8 protein-coding genes are annotated in these 16693 nt (G+C 31.5%); 7 read left to right on the top strand and 1 reads right to left on the bottom strand.

The features are described from left to right. The first annotated feature begins 1 nt into the window (after position 1). The 4 genes from rsgA to EYR00_RS03940 all read left to right on the top strand — a co-directional run bounded on the left by rsgA (position 2) and on the right by EYR00_RS03940 (position 7426). Positions 2-877, top strand: coding sequence for a ribosome small subunit-dependent GTPase A (rsgA, locus tag EYR00_RS03925; RefSeq protein WP_003538448.1), 876 nt, complete (start codon positions 2-4; stop codon positions 875-877). Then, on the top strand, positions 870-1511 hold the full coding sequence (gene rpe, locus EYR00_RS03930; protein ID WP_003538443.1) for a ribulose-phosphate 3-epimerase: 642 nt from the start codon (positions 870-872) through the stop codon (positions 1509-1511). Before rsgA ends, rpe begins: the two co-directional genes overlap by 8 nt. Further along, positions 1508-2098 carry a thiamine diphosphokinase gene (locus EYR00_RS03935; protein WP_003538441.1) on the top strand — a complete coding sequence of 197 codons (591 nt, stop codon included), beginning with the start codon at positions 1508-1510 and terminating at the stop codon, positions 2096-2098. Before rpe ends, EYR00_RS03935 begins: the two co-directional genes overlap by 4 nt. Before the next feature lie 171 nt (positions 2099-2269). After that, positions 2270-7426 carry a beta-N-acetylglucosaminidase domain-containing protein gene (locus tag EYR00_RS03940; RefSeq protein WP_003538439.1) on the top strand — a complete coding sequence of 1719 codons (5157 nt, stop codon included), beginning with the start codon at positions 2270-2272 and terminating at the stop codon, positions 7424-7426. 131 nt (positions 7427-7557) lie between these two features. On the opposite strand, the gene EYR00_RS03945 is transcribed toward EYR00_RS03940, so the two are convergent. Then, positions 7558-8040, bottom strand: coding sequence for a PTS sugar transporter subunit IIA (locus EYR00_RS03945; RefSeq protein ID WP_003538437.1), 483 nt, complete (start codon positions 8038-8040; stop codon positions 7558-7560). Between the two features lie 462 nt (positions 8041-8502). Between EYR00_RS03945 and nagE the strand changes: the two genes are divergently transcribed. The 3 genes from nagE to EYR00_RS03960 all read left to right on the top strand — a co-directional run bounded on the left by nagE (position 8503) and on the right by EYR00_RS03960 (position 16682). Beyond that, a complete protein-coding gene (nagE, locus tag EYR00_RS03950) occupies positions 8503-9963 on the top strand; it encodes an N-acetylglucosamine-specific PTS transporter subunit IIBC (RefSeq protein ID WP_008792068.1) in 1461 nt (486 codons plus the stop codon). 19 nt (positions 9964-9982) lie between these two features. Beyond that, positions 9983-10813: a PRD domain-containing protein gene (locus EYR00_RS03955; protein WP_008792067.1), complete on the top strand. Its 831-nt coding sequence runs from the start codon at positions 9983-9985 to the stop codon at positions 10811-10813. A 187-nt stretch (positions 10814-11000) separates the two neighbouring features. Continuing rightward, on the top strand, positions 11001-16682 hold the full coding sequence (locus EYR00_RS03960) for a beta-N-acetylglucosaminidase domain-containing protein (protein ID WP_003538432.1): 5682 nt from the start codon (positions 11001-11003) through the stop codon (positions 16680-16682). The last annotated feature ends 11 nt before the right edge of the window (positions 16683-16693 follow it).

The raw sequence follows: 16693 nt of genomic DNA on the forward strand, positions 1-16693 counted from the left end.
GATGTCACAAGGAAGAATTATTAAAGCATTAGCAGGGTTTTATTATGTCGAAGATGATCATCAAATAATTCAATGTCGTGCTAGGGGGAAATTTCGTAAGGATGAGATTAAGCCCCTGGTTGGTGACTTTGTTGAATATGAAGTCGAAGGTGATAATGATGGCTATGTAATGAATGTATTGCCTCGTCATAATTGTTTAGTTCGACCACCTATTTGTAATGTTGATCAAGCTCTGATTGTTAGTTCTTGTAAGGAACCTGATTTTTCATCAATATTATTAGATAAATTTCTTTTAGTAATTGAGCATTTAGGAATTGAACCAATTATTATTATTTCTAAAATGGATTTAGATGAAGATGAAAGCGTTAAACAATATGTTAAAGATTATCGTCAGGCTGGATATCGGGTATATGAAATAAGCTCAAAAGATAATCATGGGCTTGAGGAATTAAAAACAGTCTTTAAAGATAAAGTATCAGTGATTACTGGACAAAGTGGGGTAGGCAAAAGTAGTTTTTTGAATGCCTTAGATATTAATTTAAAATTGGAAACAAATGAGATATCAAAATCTCTTGGGCGAGGAAAACATACAACTCGTCATGTTGAACTGCTCAAGATGTATGGTGGATATCTTGGAGATACACCTGGTTTTTCTTCATTAGAATTGGAAATGACACCGGAAGAACTAGCTGTAGCCTATCATGATTTTGCTCAATTTAGTCATGAATGCAAGTTTAGAGGATGTTTACACGATAGTGAACCTAATTGTGGGGTAAAAAAAGCCGTTGAAGATGGAAAAATATCTAAAGAACGCTATGAGCATTATTTAATGAATTTACAAGATGTAAAAAAGAAAGAGGAACGGAAGTATGGTTAAAGTAGCACCTTCATTATTATCAGCTAATTTTGCTTATTTGAAAGAAGAGATTAACGCAATCAAAGCGGCAGATTGGATTCATTATGATGTAATGGATGGACATTTTGTTCCAAACATATCATTTGGATATAGTATTTTAAAAGATGTTAGTAAAGTAACGGATATGTATCTTGATGTACATTTAATGATTACTGATCCAGCTAAATATGTGGATAATTTTATTAATAGTAATGCGTCATTAATTGTTTTTCATTATGAAGCAGTTGCTGAAGATAAGATTAATGAATTAATCGCTCATATTAAGGAGCATGATGTGGAGGTCGGGCTATCAATTAAGCCGGATACACCAGTAGAAGTACTAAAACCATTTTTGAATGAGTTAGATGTTGTTTTAGTAATGTCAGTTGAGCCCGGTTTTGGTGGGCAAAAATTTAATTCGGCAGCTGTTGATAAAATTGCACAGCTGGCAACACTCAGAAAAGAAAATAATTATCATTATTTAATTGAAGTAGATGGAGGAATCAATGAATCGACTTCCAAGTTATGTAATGATGCTGGAGTTGACGTTTTAGTGGCCGGCAGCTATGTTTTTGGTAGTGATGATTATACGAAAGCAATAGAGTCACTAAAATGAAGATAGGTATTTGTAGTGCACTGGCTTGTAAACTCGATGACAGTTTAAAATATATTGGTGTTGATCATGGTGTTGAAATATTACTTAAACAGGGGATTAAGCCTGTCTTTGCAATTGGTGATTTTGATTCGATTGAAAACGAGAATGTTTTAAGTGAGTTAGATATAGAAAGATTGCCAACTCGTAAAGATGTGACCGATACACATGCAGCTTTAGAATATGCTTTGGAGAATGGTTATGATGAAGTAGATATTTATGGTGTGACGGGCGGTCGCTTAGATCATTTTCTTAGCGTTATGTGTCTTTTGGAAAAATATGCAGATAAAAAAATTAGAATTATTGATCAGCAAAATGTTATTCAATTATTATTGCCGGGAACACATAAGGTGTATCAAGATGAATATAAGTATTTTTCATTATATGCACTAGATGATGCTTATATTGATATTGATGGTGCTGAGTACCCATTGAATCAGTATTTTTTACAACGACAGGATCCATTATGTGTATCCAATCAAGTAAGTTGTGAAATTGCAACTATCACAAATAGTAAACCAATCCTTCTGGTTAAATCAAAAGATGCTTGATAAATCCATTTTTTGTAATCGCTTTCTTGACAGGGGATAATTGTCATGATATACTCGTGAAGTAAATGGATTGTTACTATTAGATTAGGCAAGACCGATGTACAGATTATTTTCTGTATATCGGTCTTTTATTTTTCTAATCCATTTGACTAAATCTTAGGGAGGAAAAAGATGGCAAGATTTTGGGACAAAGCTTTAAAATCTTCATTAGCAATGTTGGTTGTATTTAGTACACTATTTTTTATGTCACCAAATATAAAAGTAGAAGCTAAAGAAACAAATTATGAAATTTATCCAACACCACATGAAATTACTTATCAAGATAAGGATTATGTTATTCGTTCACAAGTTAATGTGGTATATGAAGATGGAATTGATGCTGCTACTAAAAAGAGAATGACTGAAGTATTAGAGTCAAAAAATAAACAAATTAGCACATCTAAGCAGAAAGTAGACGGAAAAACAAATATTTTAGTTGGTACATATAAATCTGGAGGGTATGTTGATGGCTATGTTAAATCCAACTATAGCGTTGAAGAGAGTCTATTTAGTAAATTTGGGGCGCATTTTGTTGCTTCAAATAATGGTGAAATTGTTATTTTAGGAAAAGATACTGATGGGGCATTTTATGGAATTACCTCATTAAAACATATTTTTAATCAAATGGATGGATCAACAATCCGTAACTTTGTAATTAAAGATTATGCTGATACCGATATTCGTGGTTTTATCGAAGGGTACTATGGGATTCCTTGGTCAAATGAAGATAGAATGTCATTAATGAAATTCGGTGGTGATTTCAAAATGACTTCTTATGTATTTGCACCTAAAGATGATCCATATCATAAAAATTTATGGCGTGAATTATATCCTGAAGAGGAACTCGCAGCCATTAAGGAAATGGTTCAAGTAGGAAATGATTCTAAATGTAGATTTGTATGGACAGCCCATCCATTTATGGGTGGTTTCAATGCATCTAAAGTAGATGAAGAAATTGCTTCATTACTTAAAAAGTTTGATCAATTGTACGATGCTGGGGTACGCCAATTTGGTGTTCTTGGTGATGATGTTGGTAGCCTAGACCGTAGTGTTGTAATTAAAATGATGAATAGTGTATCAGCTTGGGCAAAAGAAAAAGGAGATGTTTATGATTCTGTTTTCTGTCCAGCAGGATATAATCATTCATGGCAAGGGGATTATTCTGAATTAAGTGATTATGATGCTGGATTCCCTGAAGATGTGAAAATTTTCTGGACTGGTGAAGCAGTGTGTCAACCAGTTGAACAAAAAACATTAGATCATTTTAAAAGAAACAGATTACCAGAAGGGGCTGACGAAAGAAGAAGTCCACTGTTCTGGTTGAACTGGCCTGTCAATGATATTAACGGTTCACGTTTAATGATGGGGAAAGGAAGTTTATTACACACTGATATTAATATTGATGATTTAAGTGGGGTAGTAACTAATCCAATGCAAGAAGCTGAAGCTTCTAAAGTGGCTATTTTTGCGGTAGCTGATTATGCATGGAATGTTAAAAGCTTTAATGATGATCAAAGTTGGGCTGATTCATTTAAATATATTGATCAAGAGGCAAGTGAGGAATTACATACATTAGCTAAGCATATGTCTAATCCTCAACCTAATGGTCATGGCTTAGTTTTAGCTGAATCTGAAGAATTACAACCATTAATTAATGAGTTTAAAACTAAGTTAGCTAATGGTGATTCAATTATTGAAAGTGGAAAACAATTAATTGCAGAAATGAATGTGATTATTGATGCTTGTGATGGTTTCCATGCAAATAGTAAAAATGAAAACCTGAAAAAAGAATTATTATCTTTTACCGGTTCTTTAAAAGATTTAACGACAGCAATTAAACATTTTACAGAATCAGCAATTGCAATTGAAGAAAATGATATGGTTACAGCTTTTAATCAATTCTCAAATGCATCATCAGAATTAATTAATAGTCAAAATCATATCCGTAAATTATTAAATGGAACAGCTAAAGTTAGTCCTGGATCAACACATTTGATTCCTTTGGCAAAAGCTTTACAAGATAAACTTTCAGGACCAATTAATGACTATATTGCTAGTGGAGAAACAGAACAACCATTAGAAATTAGTGCTTCATCAAGCTTTACTACTTGGCATTCAGGTAAAATAGCTGATATTGTTGATGGTAATAATGATACTGCAGCATGGCATAATGGATATGAAAAAGCTGGTCAATATTTCCAAGTGGATCTAAGTAAACCAACGACTATTTATGGTGTTCATATTTTAAATGGTGCTAATAATAGTGATAAAAAAGAAGATACTTTTGGTTATGCAAAATTACAATATTCTACTGATGGAACAACTTTTAAAGATTTAAATAAAGAAGTATATGGTGAATATGCATCACAAGTAGATGTTACTAATATTGAAATTGAAGATGTTGTTGCCGTACGTTATGTATGTAGCGAAGTTGGTGGCGGAAACAAATGGCCGGCAATGCGTGAATTTACTGTTGTTACACAACCGGCAGAAGAGGAACAATTTACTAAAGAAGTGATCCGTACTACGGATGGATGGAGTATTTATGGTGGTAGTGATGCTAATCTTATTGATGGTGATTTAACTACTAAAGTACATTATAATGTTAGACAAAAAGGGGAACCTGCAAATACAACTATTCCAGGTGATTATGTAGGGGTTAAATTATCTAAACCAATTACTTTAGGTAAGATTAATATTCTTCAAGGTAACACTGATAGCGATGGTGATTATTTTAAAGATGCTGATTTACAATATTCATTAGATGGTAAAACTTGGACAACAGTTGAAACATATAAAAATACAATTAATATTGTGACTGATTTGTCAGATCAAAATATTACTGCTCAATATGTCCGATTGGTTAATAAGGTTAATCAAAACACTTGGATTGCTATGCGTGAATTTGATGTAGCAGCTAAGGTATATCATAATGGTAAAGTATTTACTAATGTTAGTGAATATAAGAGTTTAACTGCTGATTATTTAGATGAAAGTGCTAAAATCACGCCAGCTAAAGGGATTACTTTAGCTAATGGTGATTATGTAGGTTTAAAACTAGATCGAATTCATGAATTAAAAGATATTGTTAGTGAATTAACAAATGATAGTTTGACCATTCAAGTTTCTAAAAATAGTTATGAGTGGCAAAACGTAAATGCTGGTAATGTAAGTGCTGATGCTCGTTATGTTCGTATTATTAATAATAATGAGGCTGAAGTAACTTTTGATCTTAATAAATTTATTGTAAATACAGTTGAGATTAAAGAGAAATCAATTACAAGTAGTAATTTTTCAATCGATAAACCATTGAATGTATTTGATGGTGATCTTACTACGGCTACTGCTTATCAGGGATCACAAAATGTTGGCAAGTATTTCACATATGATTTAGGTCAAGAAATAACTTTAAATTCATTTAAAGCTATATGTACTGATAGCGAATGGGATTATCCACGTCATGGAAAGTTCTCAGTTTCTACTGATGGTGAAACTTGGACAGAAATCATGCTTTTAGGTAATCAAAATGAAAATAACCCAGGTGAAGCTGAAAATACTGATGAAATTGGTTTTGTTTTACCAAGTCATGAAATTTCATATAATGCAAAAAAAGTAGATGGTTTAAATCTGCAAGCTCGTTATTTAAAATTTGAAATTACTAGAACTAAAGTTGGAGCTGATAAATGGGTTAGATTCCAAGAATTAGAAATAAATAATGGGGAATTTATACCTTCACAAAACAATCCAACCTTCACATCTAGTAGTCAAGAAACAAGAGATGGATTATTTAGTTATATGGTTGATGGGGATATTTCAACAATGTTTATTCCTAAAGATGCTAATGGTTATGTGAACTATAGTTTATCATCTAATAACCAAGTAAACACAATTAAAATTATTCAAAATAGTGCTGTAATTTCTAATGCAGTTGTTAAAGCAAGATTATTTACAAATGCAAGTGCAGAACAATGGGTAACTTTAGGAACATTATCACAAGCAATTAATGAATTTGTTTTACCTGAAAATACAATCTTATTAGATATTAAGGTTGAGTGGGGTGATGTGATTCCTAATATTACAGAATTATCAACATACAAATCTGAGGTCACTACACTTAATGTTGATGCGCTTAAAGCTTTAATTGATAACAAGGAAGATTTATCTTCATGGACAGCTGCAGCAGCTGCAACATATGGAGATGCTTATAATGCAGGTAAGCAAGTACTTGAAAGTGAGTATGCTTCACAAACAACTGTTGATAATGCCGTTAGAGCAATTAACAAGGCAATTGAAAATAAAGTATTAAAAGGTGATTTAAGTAAATTGGAAATAATTATCGCTAATGCACATACTGATCAAAATAATTACACTGCGCCTTCATGGTTAGCATATAGTAAAGCTATTGAGGCAATTAATAAGTCAATTGCTAATGGTGATAATACTTCAGTTGCAGATGTTGATAAATTAATTGCTAATTATGATCTAGCAAATACTAATTTAGTATTTAATCCTTCAAATCAAGAAGAAGCAATTATTACAATTGAAGGAGAAAATGATTTTGTAGCTTCGGTTACAAATCCAGAAAAACTTTACACAATCAACTCATGGAAAATGTATCTAGAAGCTAAGGCAAAAGTTGAACAGTTGATTATAGATAATCAAAGCACTCCTGTACACCCTGATGAATTTGCGAAAGCTATTAGTGAATTAGCTGCTGCTAAAGAAAAATTAGTAGTTGTTGGTGATCTAAAAGATATTTTAGATACAGCTAATAAAGTTAATCAAGAATTATATACAACTAGCAGTTACAAAGGATTAGCTGATGCAATTGCTGAAGCAACTGCAAGATTAGAAAATGGAACTGCTGAAGAAATTGATGCTAGTATCAAAGCACTTGATAATGCACTTAAAGCTCTTGTAGTTCGTGCTAAAGCTGATGAAGTAAAAGAATATATTAACAGTATTACATTAGTGGATTTAAGCAAATACACTGAAAGTTCTGCTAAAATATATCAAGAGGCATATAATGTTTTAAAAGCTATGCTTGATAACTTAAGTGATATTTCTGCTAAAGAATTTATTGAGGCTAAAAACAATTTTGAAACAGCGGTTGCTAAATTAGAAGAAAAAGCAACAGTAGCCCCAATACCAACACCGACTCCAAACGAACTTCCTGCTAGTGATTCTGCGAAAACAGGTGATGATGTAAATATTTTTGCCTATGTAACAGGATTAGGCGTTGTTGCTATTGTTGGTATATACTGGCTGTTAAGAAAAAAAGAGGAATAATTTAATAGATGTTAAAAAGCGAAATTTAAATTTCGCTTTTTATACTGTAAATAAAAAAACGAGCCTAATTTTTGAAATGAGGCCCCTTATTTGGTTATCCAAATAAGGGGCTTCATTTAATTTAGACTCAATCATTTATAAGTAAAAATGGTTTTACCAGTTTCAACAGATGAAGCAGTAGTAAATGTTTTAATAGGGTGAGATTCATAGTTGCAAACAATAATAGGGGTAATAACCTTATTATTTAGGACTTTTAATAAATTATCGCTTAGTGTAACAATATCTGCTCCTAAAGAAACATAGTCACCGGCTTTTACATGATACTGAAAATTATTAGCATCTGGCTTTGCTCTATTGATACCAATATGTACTAGTAAATGAAGACCATTAGGAAGGGTCATAACAAATGCGTGTTTAGTATTAGCAATAACACTAATTATTCCCTCACATGGTGCAACAAGTTTATTATCGGTAATTTCAATTGCAAGACCATCACCGACCATTTTGTTAGCAAATGCTTTGTCGGGGATATTTTCCAGACGAATAACTTTGCCACAGGCAGGAGCACATACTGTATTTTTTTTATTTTTTAATAGTCTAGTAAAAAAATTCATTCATTATCTCCTTTTAAATATAGAAAAAGGCATTAGTGATATCAAAAAATAATCACTAATGCCTAATTTAATAGTAACATCGTTATATTTATAATATCGACTAAATAATTATATGTCAAGAATATCTTTAAATATTCTTATATTATACCAATTATTTTATAAAATGATAATATGTAGTTATGATTTAATGTATATAGCCACAGATATATCTATTGACATGATTTGATAATAAAAGGTATAATTTCTTACATAGTGCGAACTTAGTTCGTTGTATTTTTTTTAACACAAAGTAAGCGCTTTAGTGATACAATAGGTTTGGATATATTATTCTGCACGAAAAATAGTACATTTTCGTTCGGACAAAAAAAACACATTAATTTACTAATAATCAATGTGTTTAGAAACATAAATATATTGAATGGAAAGGTACAGTTAAATCCTATATTGATTGGGGGGATGGGAATGATGAAATACATGCAAAGATTGGGAAAATCATTGATGTTGCCTGTATCAGTGATGCCAATTGCTGCATTATTAAAGGGAATTGGTTATTGGATCGACCCAACAGGATGGGGAAGTAATAATGCTATTGCTGCTTTTTTGATTGAATCTGGGGGAGCGATTATTGATAATTTACCAATTTTATTTGCTGTAGGAATTGCTATTGGAATGTCTCAGGAACGAGAGTTAACGGTAGCTCTAAGTGCGGTTGTTTCTTATATGATTGTTTCTAGGCTGCTTTCACCACCGGCTGTAGCATTGATAAAAGGAATTCCCGAAGCAGAAGTTTCTGCTGCTTTTGAAAATTCTGCAAATGCATTTGTTGGAATAATTTCAGGTCTTGTAGTGGCATATAATTATAAAAAGTTTTCGAAAGTAAAGTTACCTGATGCGTTATCTTTTTTTGGTGGAAAGCGTTTTGTCCCAATAATATCGACTGCTTCAATGCTAGTTATTTCTTTATTATTACTAATTGTTTGGCCGTTTTTTTATGAATGTTTTGTATCATTTGGAGAAATGATTTCGAAATTAGGACCAGTTGGAGCTGGATTATATGGATTTTTTAATCGATTATTAATTCCTACTGGATTACATCATGCACTCAATTCTGTCTTTTGGTTTGATGTGGCAGGAATTAATGATATTGGCAAATTTTGGGGAACAGTGTCTGGAGGCATTAAAGGAGTAACTGGTATGTATCAGGCTGGTTTTTTTCCAGTAATGATGTTTGGATTACCAGCAGCTGCAATCGCTATTTACCAAAGTGCTAGACCTGAACGAAAAAAACAAGTTGGAACGATTTTATTGTCTGCTGCTTTTGCTTCATTTGTTACTGGGGTTACAGAACCATTGGAGTTCTCTTTTATGTTTGTTGCACCAGTATTATATTTTATTCATGCTCTATTAACAGGAATAATGCTATTTGTGGCTGCGGTATTTAAATGGCTTGCGGGCTTTGGCTTTTCGGCAGGATTGATTGATTATATTTTGAGTATTAAAGCCCCGTTCTCTAACGATATATTTATGCTGATTCCACTTGGATTGATTTGTGCTTTTATATATTATTGCATTTTTAGATTTATGATAGTTCGTTATAATTTAATGACACCTGGTCGGGAGACTGATGAAGATATAATTGAAATTGAGGAAGAGGAATACAATATTACATTAGAAAATCAAGACTATGATGAGATTGCAATTGTTTTGATAGAAGCTTTGGGGGGGCGAAATAATGTGCAGTTTGCAGATAGCTGTATTACACGATTACGTGTGGAATTAGGTAATCCTGATTTAGTTGATGAACAAGCTATATTAGCTACTGGAGCAACAGGAATTATAAAAATTGGAAAAAATAATTTACAAATTATCATAGGCACCGAAGTACAATTTATTGTCGATGCCATGAATGACATATTAATGTAAATGGATGGAGGCAATAACATTGAAGATACTCAAGGTTTTTAATAATAATAGTGTTGCAGCAATATCAGATGAGTTAGGTGATATAATTTTAACTGGTTCGGGGATCGGTTTTCAAAAGAGAATTGGTGATGAAGTTGACGAAAGCAGGATTGAAAAGACATATTTTTTTAAAGATGATCAGCAGAAACGATTTGAGCAATCGATTGAAACAGTACCTGCTATATATTTTGAAATAACTAATAAAATTGTTAATCAAGCTAATAAGGAATTAGATACAGATTTTAGTGGTGAAATATTTTTAGCGATAAGTGATCATATTTCATTTGCAGTAAAAAGAAAAAAGGAAGAGATTTATCTTCCTAATGTTGTTTTGAGTGAAACAAAAGTATTATATAAAAAAGAATATAAAGTTGGTTTATGGGCACTTGATTATATAGAAGAAAAAACGGGGATACGGTTAGATGACGACGAAGCAGGTTATATTGCTTTACATTTAGTAAACTTTTCACTCGATAATAAGGCAAATAATGCAACGAAAATTGTTACTTTGACAAAAGAAGTACTAAATGTGATTAAATTATCAATGAAAGTTGACTTAGAGGAGGATTCTCTAGGTTATGCGCGAATTTCAACTCATTTAAAGTATTTAGCGGAAAGAATTTTTAGGGATGAAATTGATGAATTGCAAGATACTACAGCGGATATCCGGGAAATGTTGAAAGAAGATTTACGATTGTCTCTGTGTATTAATCGGATTGTTAAATTAATTCGTGATCGTTATGATTATGAATTATCACCAGACGAGCAAACTTATTTATGTATACATATAAAAAAGAACGCAAAATTATAATGGAAGCGCTTGACGTTTACTAAATATTTTGCTAATATTTACTTGTAAATACGGATTGTTACTCTAAGCAGGCAAGACCAAATATGTATTATGTTTTTTAGCATAATTATATTTGGTCTTTATTTTTGTTTAAAATCTGTATTGATTTATTTATATAATGTATAACTAATATTGATAATTTTTGGGAATGGGACTCGATATTAACTATACGGGAAAGGAAAAGGAGATAATGAGAAAAATTAAAAAAAATACTCATAAACTGATGTCTATGTTTTTGGCAGTACTAATGGTTTTCGGTTGTTTTAGTGCATGGCCAACACAAGTTAGTGCTGCTGAGTCAGATTATGAAATTTATCCTAAACCACATTTGATGGAATATCAAAGTGGTGATTACGTTATTCATCAAAATATTAATATTGTATATGAAGATGGTATTGATGAATATACTAAAGCTAGAATGAATGAGGTATTGGCAATCAAGAAGATAAATGCTACTATCTCAAATGAAATTAAAGAAGATCAAACTAATATCTTAGTAGGTATTAAAGGATCAGATGGATACGTTGATAAACATGTATCTAAAAATTACACATTAAAAACAAGTGGATTATATGATAAATTAGATTCATATTTATTAGCCTCAGATAATGGGACAATTACTGTATTAGGTAAAGATACTGATGCTGCATTTTATGGAATCACTAGTTTATATCATATCTTTAACCAGATGGATAGTTATTCAATCCGTAACTTTGTAATGGAAGATTACGCTGATGTAGCTAGTCGAGGATTCATTGAAGGATATTATGGAAACCCTTGGTCAACAGAAGATCGCTCTGAATTGATGAAATGGGGAGGATATTATAAATTAAATTCATATTTTTATGCTCCAAAAGATGACCCTAAACATAATTCTAAATGGCGTGAATTATACAGTGATGAAGAAATTGAAACAAAAATAAAACCGTTAGCACAAGCTGGTAATGAATCAAAATGTCGTTTTGTTTTTGCATTGCATCCGTATATGAATAATGCAATTAGATATAACAGTGAAGAAAATTATCAAGCTGATTTAAAAGTAATGCAGGCTAAATTTGCTCAAGTAATTGAAGCAGGTGTTCGTCAAATTGCAATTCTTGCTGATGATGCTGGAAATGTTGGTGGAGATAACTACATTAAAACTTTGAAAGATATGACTGCATGGATCAAGGAAATGCAAAAAACATATCCAGATTTAAAATTAACATTACCATTTTGTACTCAAGAATATATGGGTAATGGCCAAGGTTACTATACGAATTTCCCAGAAAACGTTCAAATTGTTATGACTGGTGGACGTGTTTGGGGTGAAGTTTCAAATAATTTTACAACAACTTTTACTAATAATGTAGGTCGTGGACCATATATGTGGATCAATTGGCCTTGTACTGATAATTCTAAAAAGCACTTGATTATGGGTGGATATAGTACATTCTTACATCCGGGGGTTGATCCAAATAAGATCCAAGGTATTGTTCTAAATCCAATGCAACAATCTGAACCAAGTAAAGTGGCAATTTTTGGAAATGCATGTTATTCATGGAATATTTGGGAAACTAGTGAAGAAGCAGATGAAATTTGGGAAGATTCATTTAAATATGTTGATCATAATAGCGCAGAAGTAACAGCTGCTTCGGATGCCTTAAAAGAACTATCAAAACATATGATAAATCAAAATATGGATAGTCGTGTAACGCCATTACAAGAGTCAGTAGAATTAAAAGATCGTTTGAATCAATTTAAAACTGCTTTAAATAGTGGTAATACAATCAGTGATGATTTATTTACCGATTTAATTAACGAGTTCACAAAATTACAAACAGCTGCAAAAACTTATCGTAATGAAGCAGGTGACACTCGTATAAAAGATCAAATAATTTATTGGTTAGATTGCTGGGATGATACTACTGAGGCAGCGATTGCTTTAATTAATGGTGTCAAAGCAGTGCAAGATGGTGCTGAAAATGACCAAATTTGGGACTTGTATGCTCAAGGTCAAGCTGCTTTTGAAAGATCAAAAACACATAATTTCCATTATGTTGATCATGATGAATATGCGGAAGTAGGGGTACAACATATTGTACCGTTTATAAAAACAATGGAACAATACTTATCTGATGTTGCATCATCAATTATTGATCCATCAAAACAGGTAACAAAATTTATTACAAATCGTGATGATACACCTACTGGAGCTATTTCAAATGTTTTTGATAATAAAGCCAATACGGAAATTGTTTATAAAAATCCAAATTCTATAAATGAAGGTACATATGTTGGTGTTAGTTACACAAAAGCTATTGATGTAGATAAAGTGATATTTAGATTAGGTACAAATAGTAATTCTAAAGATACTTTTGCAAAATCTAAAGTGCAATTTACTAATGATGGCAAAGAATGGAAAGATTTGGATGGAACTATTTATAATCTACCAAATGAAGTTGTTTTAGAAGATTTAGAATTACAAAATGTAAAAGGAATTAGAATGATTGCCACAGAAGCGAAATCTAATACTTGGTTAGGAATTCGTGATATTGTTGTAAATCCAACAGATGAACCTATTGTAGATAATGATATGGGAACATTATCTATAGATAAATTGTCATTACAAGGCGGTACTCTTGCAAAAGTAACAGATGGAGATAACTCTACATTTGCTCACTTTGCTGAAGATCCGTATAAAGGTGGCACAATTAAAGATTATATACCTATTGATGCCTCATTGATTTTAACATTCAAAAATCCTAAAAAATTAGGAACAATTAATTTTGTTCAAGATAGTAAAACTGATAAAATTACAAAATATGCGCTTGAATATACAATTGATGGTAAAAATTGGCAAGAAATTGCAAAATATGATGGTCAAGCAGCAGTTAATGAGGATGTTTCAGCATTAAACTTAACGGTTAAAGCAGTTAGAATTAGAAATTTAGAATTAAATTTACAAAATGATAGTGCTGGTTTTTGGTGGAAAGTTTATGATTTTAGTGTAAGCAATCCTGCAGCTATAGAAAAGACATTTATGTATACTGATACATGGGAAGTCTACAAAGGAACAGAGTCAAATCTAACGGATGGAGATAACACTACAGCTTTAGATTTTAATACTAAGCCTGGTGATACTAGCCGCGTTGGTGATTTTATTGGTTGGGATTTTGGAAAAACAATTCAGATAGGAAAAGTTCATGCTGTTATTGGTGGAGATCGTAATGCGGGTGACAAGTGGCTTAAATACAGTTTACAATACTCTACTGATGGTCAAGATTGGACAACATATAAATCATATGAAGGTGTTACTAACGGCAAAGATGTTATTGATGAGAATTTACGTGGAGTAGAGGCAAGATATGTTCGTTTAGTAAATAATGAACAGAAAAATTCTTGGGTAATTTTCTCAGAATTTGATGTTGCTCAATTTGATCCTATTAAAGATTATGATGATACAAATGTATACACAAATACAGAATATAGATTGATAACAGAAAGTAAAGAAGATTTAACTAAATTGATGTATGATGAGGTAATCACATTAACTCAAGGTCAATATATTGGTGTTGATTTATTAAGAATTAAAGATATTAGTGAAATTGTTGTTGATATGAATAAAGATAATTTGACTATAGAAACATCTAAAAATGCACTTGAGTGGACTACTGTAAAAACTAAAACTAGTGAATTACCTGATGCTCGTTATGTAAGAATAATTAATAATACTGATTCTGCCATTACTTTTGATCTTAATAGATTTGAAGTACATTCAAATGAATTATACGCTCCTTCATTATATGAAACAACAATGGGAATTAATAGTTCATGGGGAGTAGCAGAAGATAGTCGTAATAATGGTGCGGCTTTTGATGGTAATATTGATACAACAACAGAATTTGCAGATCTGCCACAAAAAGGACAATACATTATTTATGATTTAGGACAAGAAAGAAATATTTCTAAAATTCAAATGTTCTGCCAAGATTCTGCAGTAAATTATATTCGGGATGCTGATATTCTTATTTCTAATGATTTAGAAAATTGGACAAAGGTTATAACAATTGGTGATGGAGTAGAAAATAAAAATGATGCCTCTGTTACTTGTATAAATTCTGATGCAGGTTATAAAGCATCAAGTACTTATCCTAATAAGGTATTGGTTGAAGGGACTGCTGATAATGTTAAGGCTCGTTATTTAAAAATTTTAATGACAGCAACAAATAATAATCGTGCAGTTTTATTCAATGAAATTGTAATTAATGATGGTGAGTATGTTCCGGTATCAAATGATCCTACTTTTGAATCAAATGCAGTGGAAGTACAAGGATTTGTACCACAAAATATGTTTGACGGTGATTTAACTACAGCATATAAACCAAATACTACTGATGCAGGGTATATTACATATACACTTTCTGATAATTTAGATGTTAAGAAAATAAATATCGTTCAAAAAGGGACAGTAAGTAATGCTAAGGTAATGGCTTTAGTAATGGTTGGTGAAGAAAAACAGTGGGTACAAGTAGGCACTTTAAGCAAATCACTAAATGAGATATATTTACCATTTGATATGACTTATGAATTGAAGATTGTATGGGAAGCAAATAATATCCCAACAATTTCTGAAATTGTAAGATTAAATGATGATGAATTTTTACCAGAATTAGAAGCATTACAAAAATATGTTAACTCATTAAATGTTGATGAAAATAATTATACTGCGTCTTCTTATGCTAAGTATGTTAGCAAATTGAATCAGGCAAATGAAGTTTTATCAACTGCTTCAGGAGATAAGAAATTAATAATCAAAGCATATAGTGAATTACAAATTGCTTATACTAATTTAGTTACTCGTGGTAATGTCCAATTAATTAAAGATGAATTAAATAAAATTGGTGCATTAGTTGCTGATGATTATACTGATTCAACATGGGAGGCATTACAAGATAAAGTTAATGAGGCTAATACTTTATTAGCTAAAGGTGAAGAAGAATTGAGCGTTAAAGAAGTTGCTGATATGGTCAACATATTACAAGTAGCTAAATCAAACTTAATTACAAAAGTTTCAGTGAGTAAAGAAGTATTACAAAATTATATAGATACAAATGAGTTGGATAATTTAGATACTAGTAAATATCTAACATCTACTGCAACACCATTTGTAGATGCATTAAAGGTGGCACATGACCTAATTGCCAGTGATGATGCGACAGTTAAACAATTGGAAGATGCTTTAACAGCATTACAAGAAACACGTGCGGCATTGGTTTTAAAAGCAACTGCTGATGAAATTAATGCTATAAATGGATTAATTGATAGTTATAAAGAAAATAATTATACTGCTTCTACATGGAAAGAATTTGTTAAAGTACTAACAGAAGTTAAAGATGCTTTAAATGATGAAAACAGCAGTGAAGATATAGCTGAATTAACAAAAACTTTGAAAGCTGCTGCTGAAAAACTTGTAGAACGAGGAGATTTAACAGATCTTAATATTTTATTAGAAACTGCTGAAGCACTTGATGCTAATAGATATACTGAAGAATCTTATAATAAATTATTGGATATTATTAAAACTATCAAAGTAGAGTTAAAAGATAGTTCAGAAATGCTACAAACTGATGTAGATAAACTACAGGCTAAGTTGCAAGCAGCAATTGATGCATTAGAAATAAAACCATCAGTTACCCCTAATGAAGATGGTATAATTAATGGAAACACTGCATCAGATACAACAACTAGTTCAAAAACTGGTGACGATGTAGTTATTGGATCATTCTTAGTATTAGGAATGTTAAGTATTGCTGGATTATGGCTATACCGTAAAAAAGAAAATTGTTAATAGCGATATAT

The sequence above is a fragment of the Thomasclavelia ramosa DSM 1402 genome, from assembly GCF_014131695.1.
Classification (GTDB): domain Bacteria; phylum Bacillota_I; class Bacilli_A; order Erysipelotrichales; family Coprobacillaceae; genus Thomasclavelia; species Thomasclavelia ramosa.

What these genes read in the sequence shown, in the direction of transcription:
- EYR00_RS03940 (WP_003538439.1), top strand. Translation starts at nt 2,270, where the DNA reads ATGGCAAGATTTTGGGACAAAGCTTTAAAATCTTCATTAGCAATGTTG.
- nagE (WP_008792068.1), top strand. Translation starts at nt 8,503, where the DNA reads ATGATGAAATACATGCAAAGATTGGGAAAATCATTGATGTTGCCTGTA.
- rsgA (WP_003538448.1), top strand. Translation starts at nt 2, where the DNA reads ATGTCACAAGGAAGAATTATTAAAGCATTAGCAGGGTTTTATTATGTC.
- EYR00_RS03935 (WP_003538441.1), top strand. Translation starts at nt 1,508, where the DNA reads ATGAAGATAGGTATTTGTAGTGCACTGGCTTGTAAACTCGATGACAGT.
- EYR00_RS03945 (WP_003538437.1), bottom strand. Translation starts at nt 8,040, where the DNA reads ATGAATTTTTTTACTAGACTATTAAAAAATAAAAAAAATACAGTATGT.
- rpe (WP_003538443.1), top strand. Translation starts at nt 870, where the DNA reads ATGGTTAAAGTAGCACCTTCATTATTATCAGCTAATTTTGCTTATTTG.
- EYR00_RS03960 (WP_003538432.1), top strand. Translation starts at nt 11,001, where the DNA reads ATGGGACTCGATATTAACTATACGGGAAAGGAAAAGGAGATAATGAGA.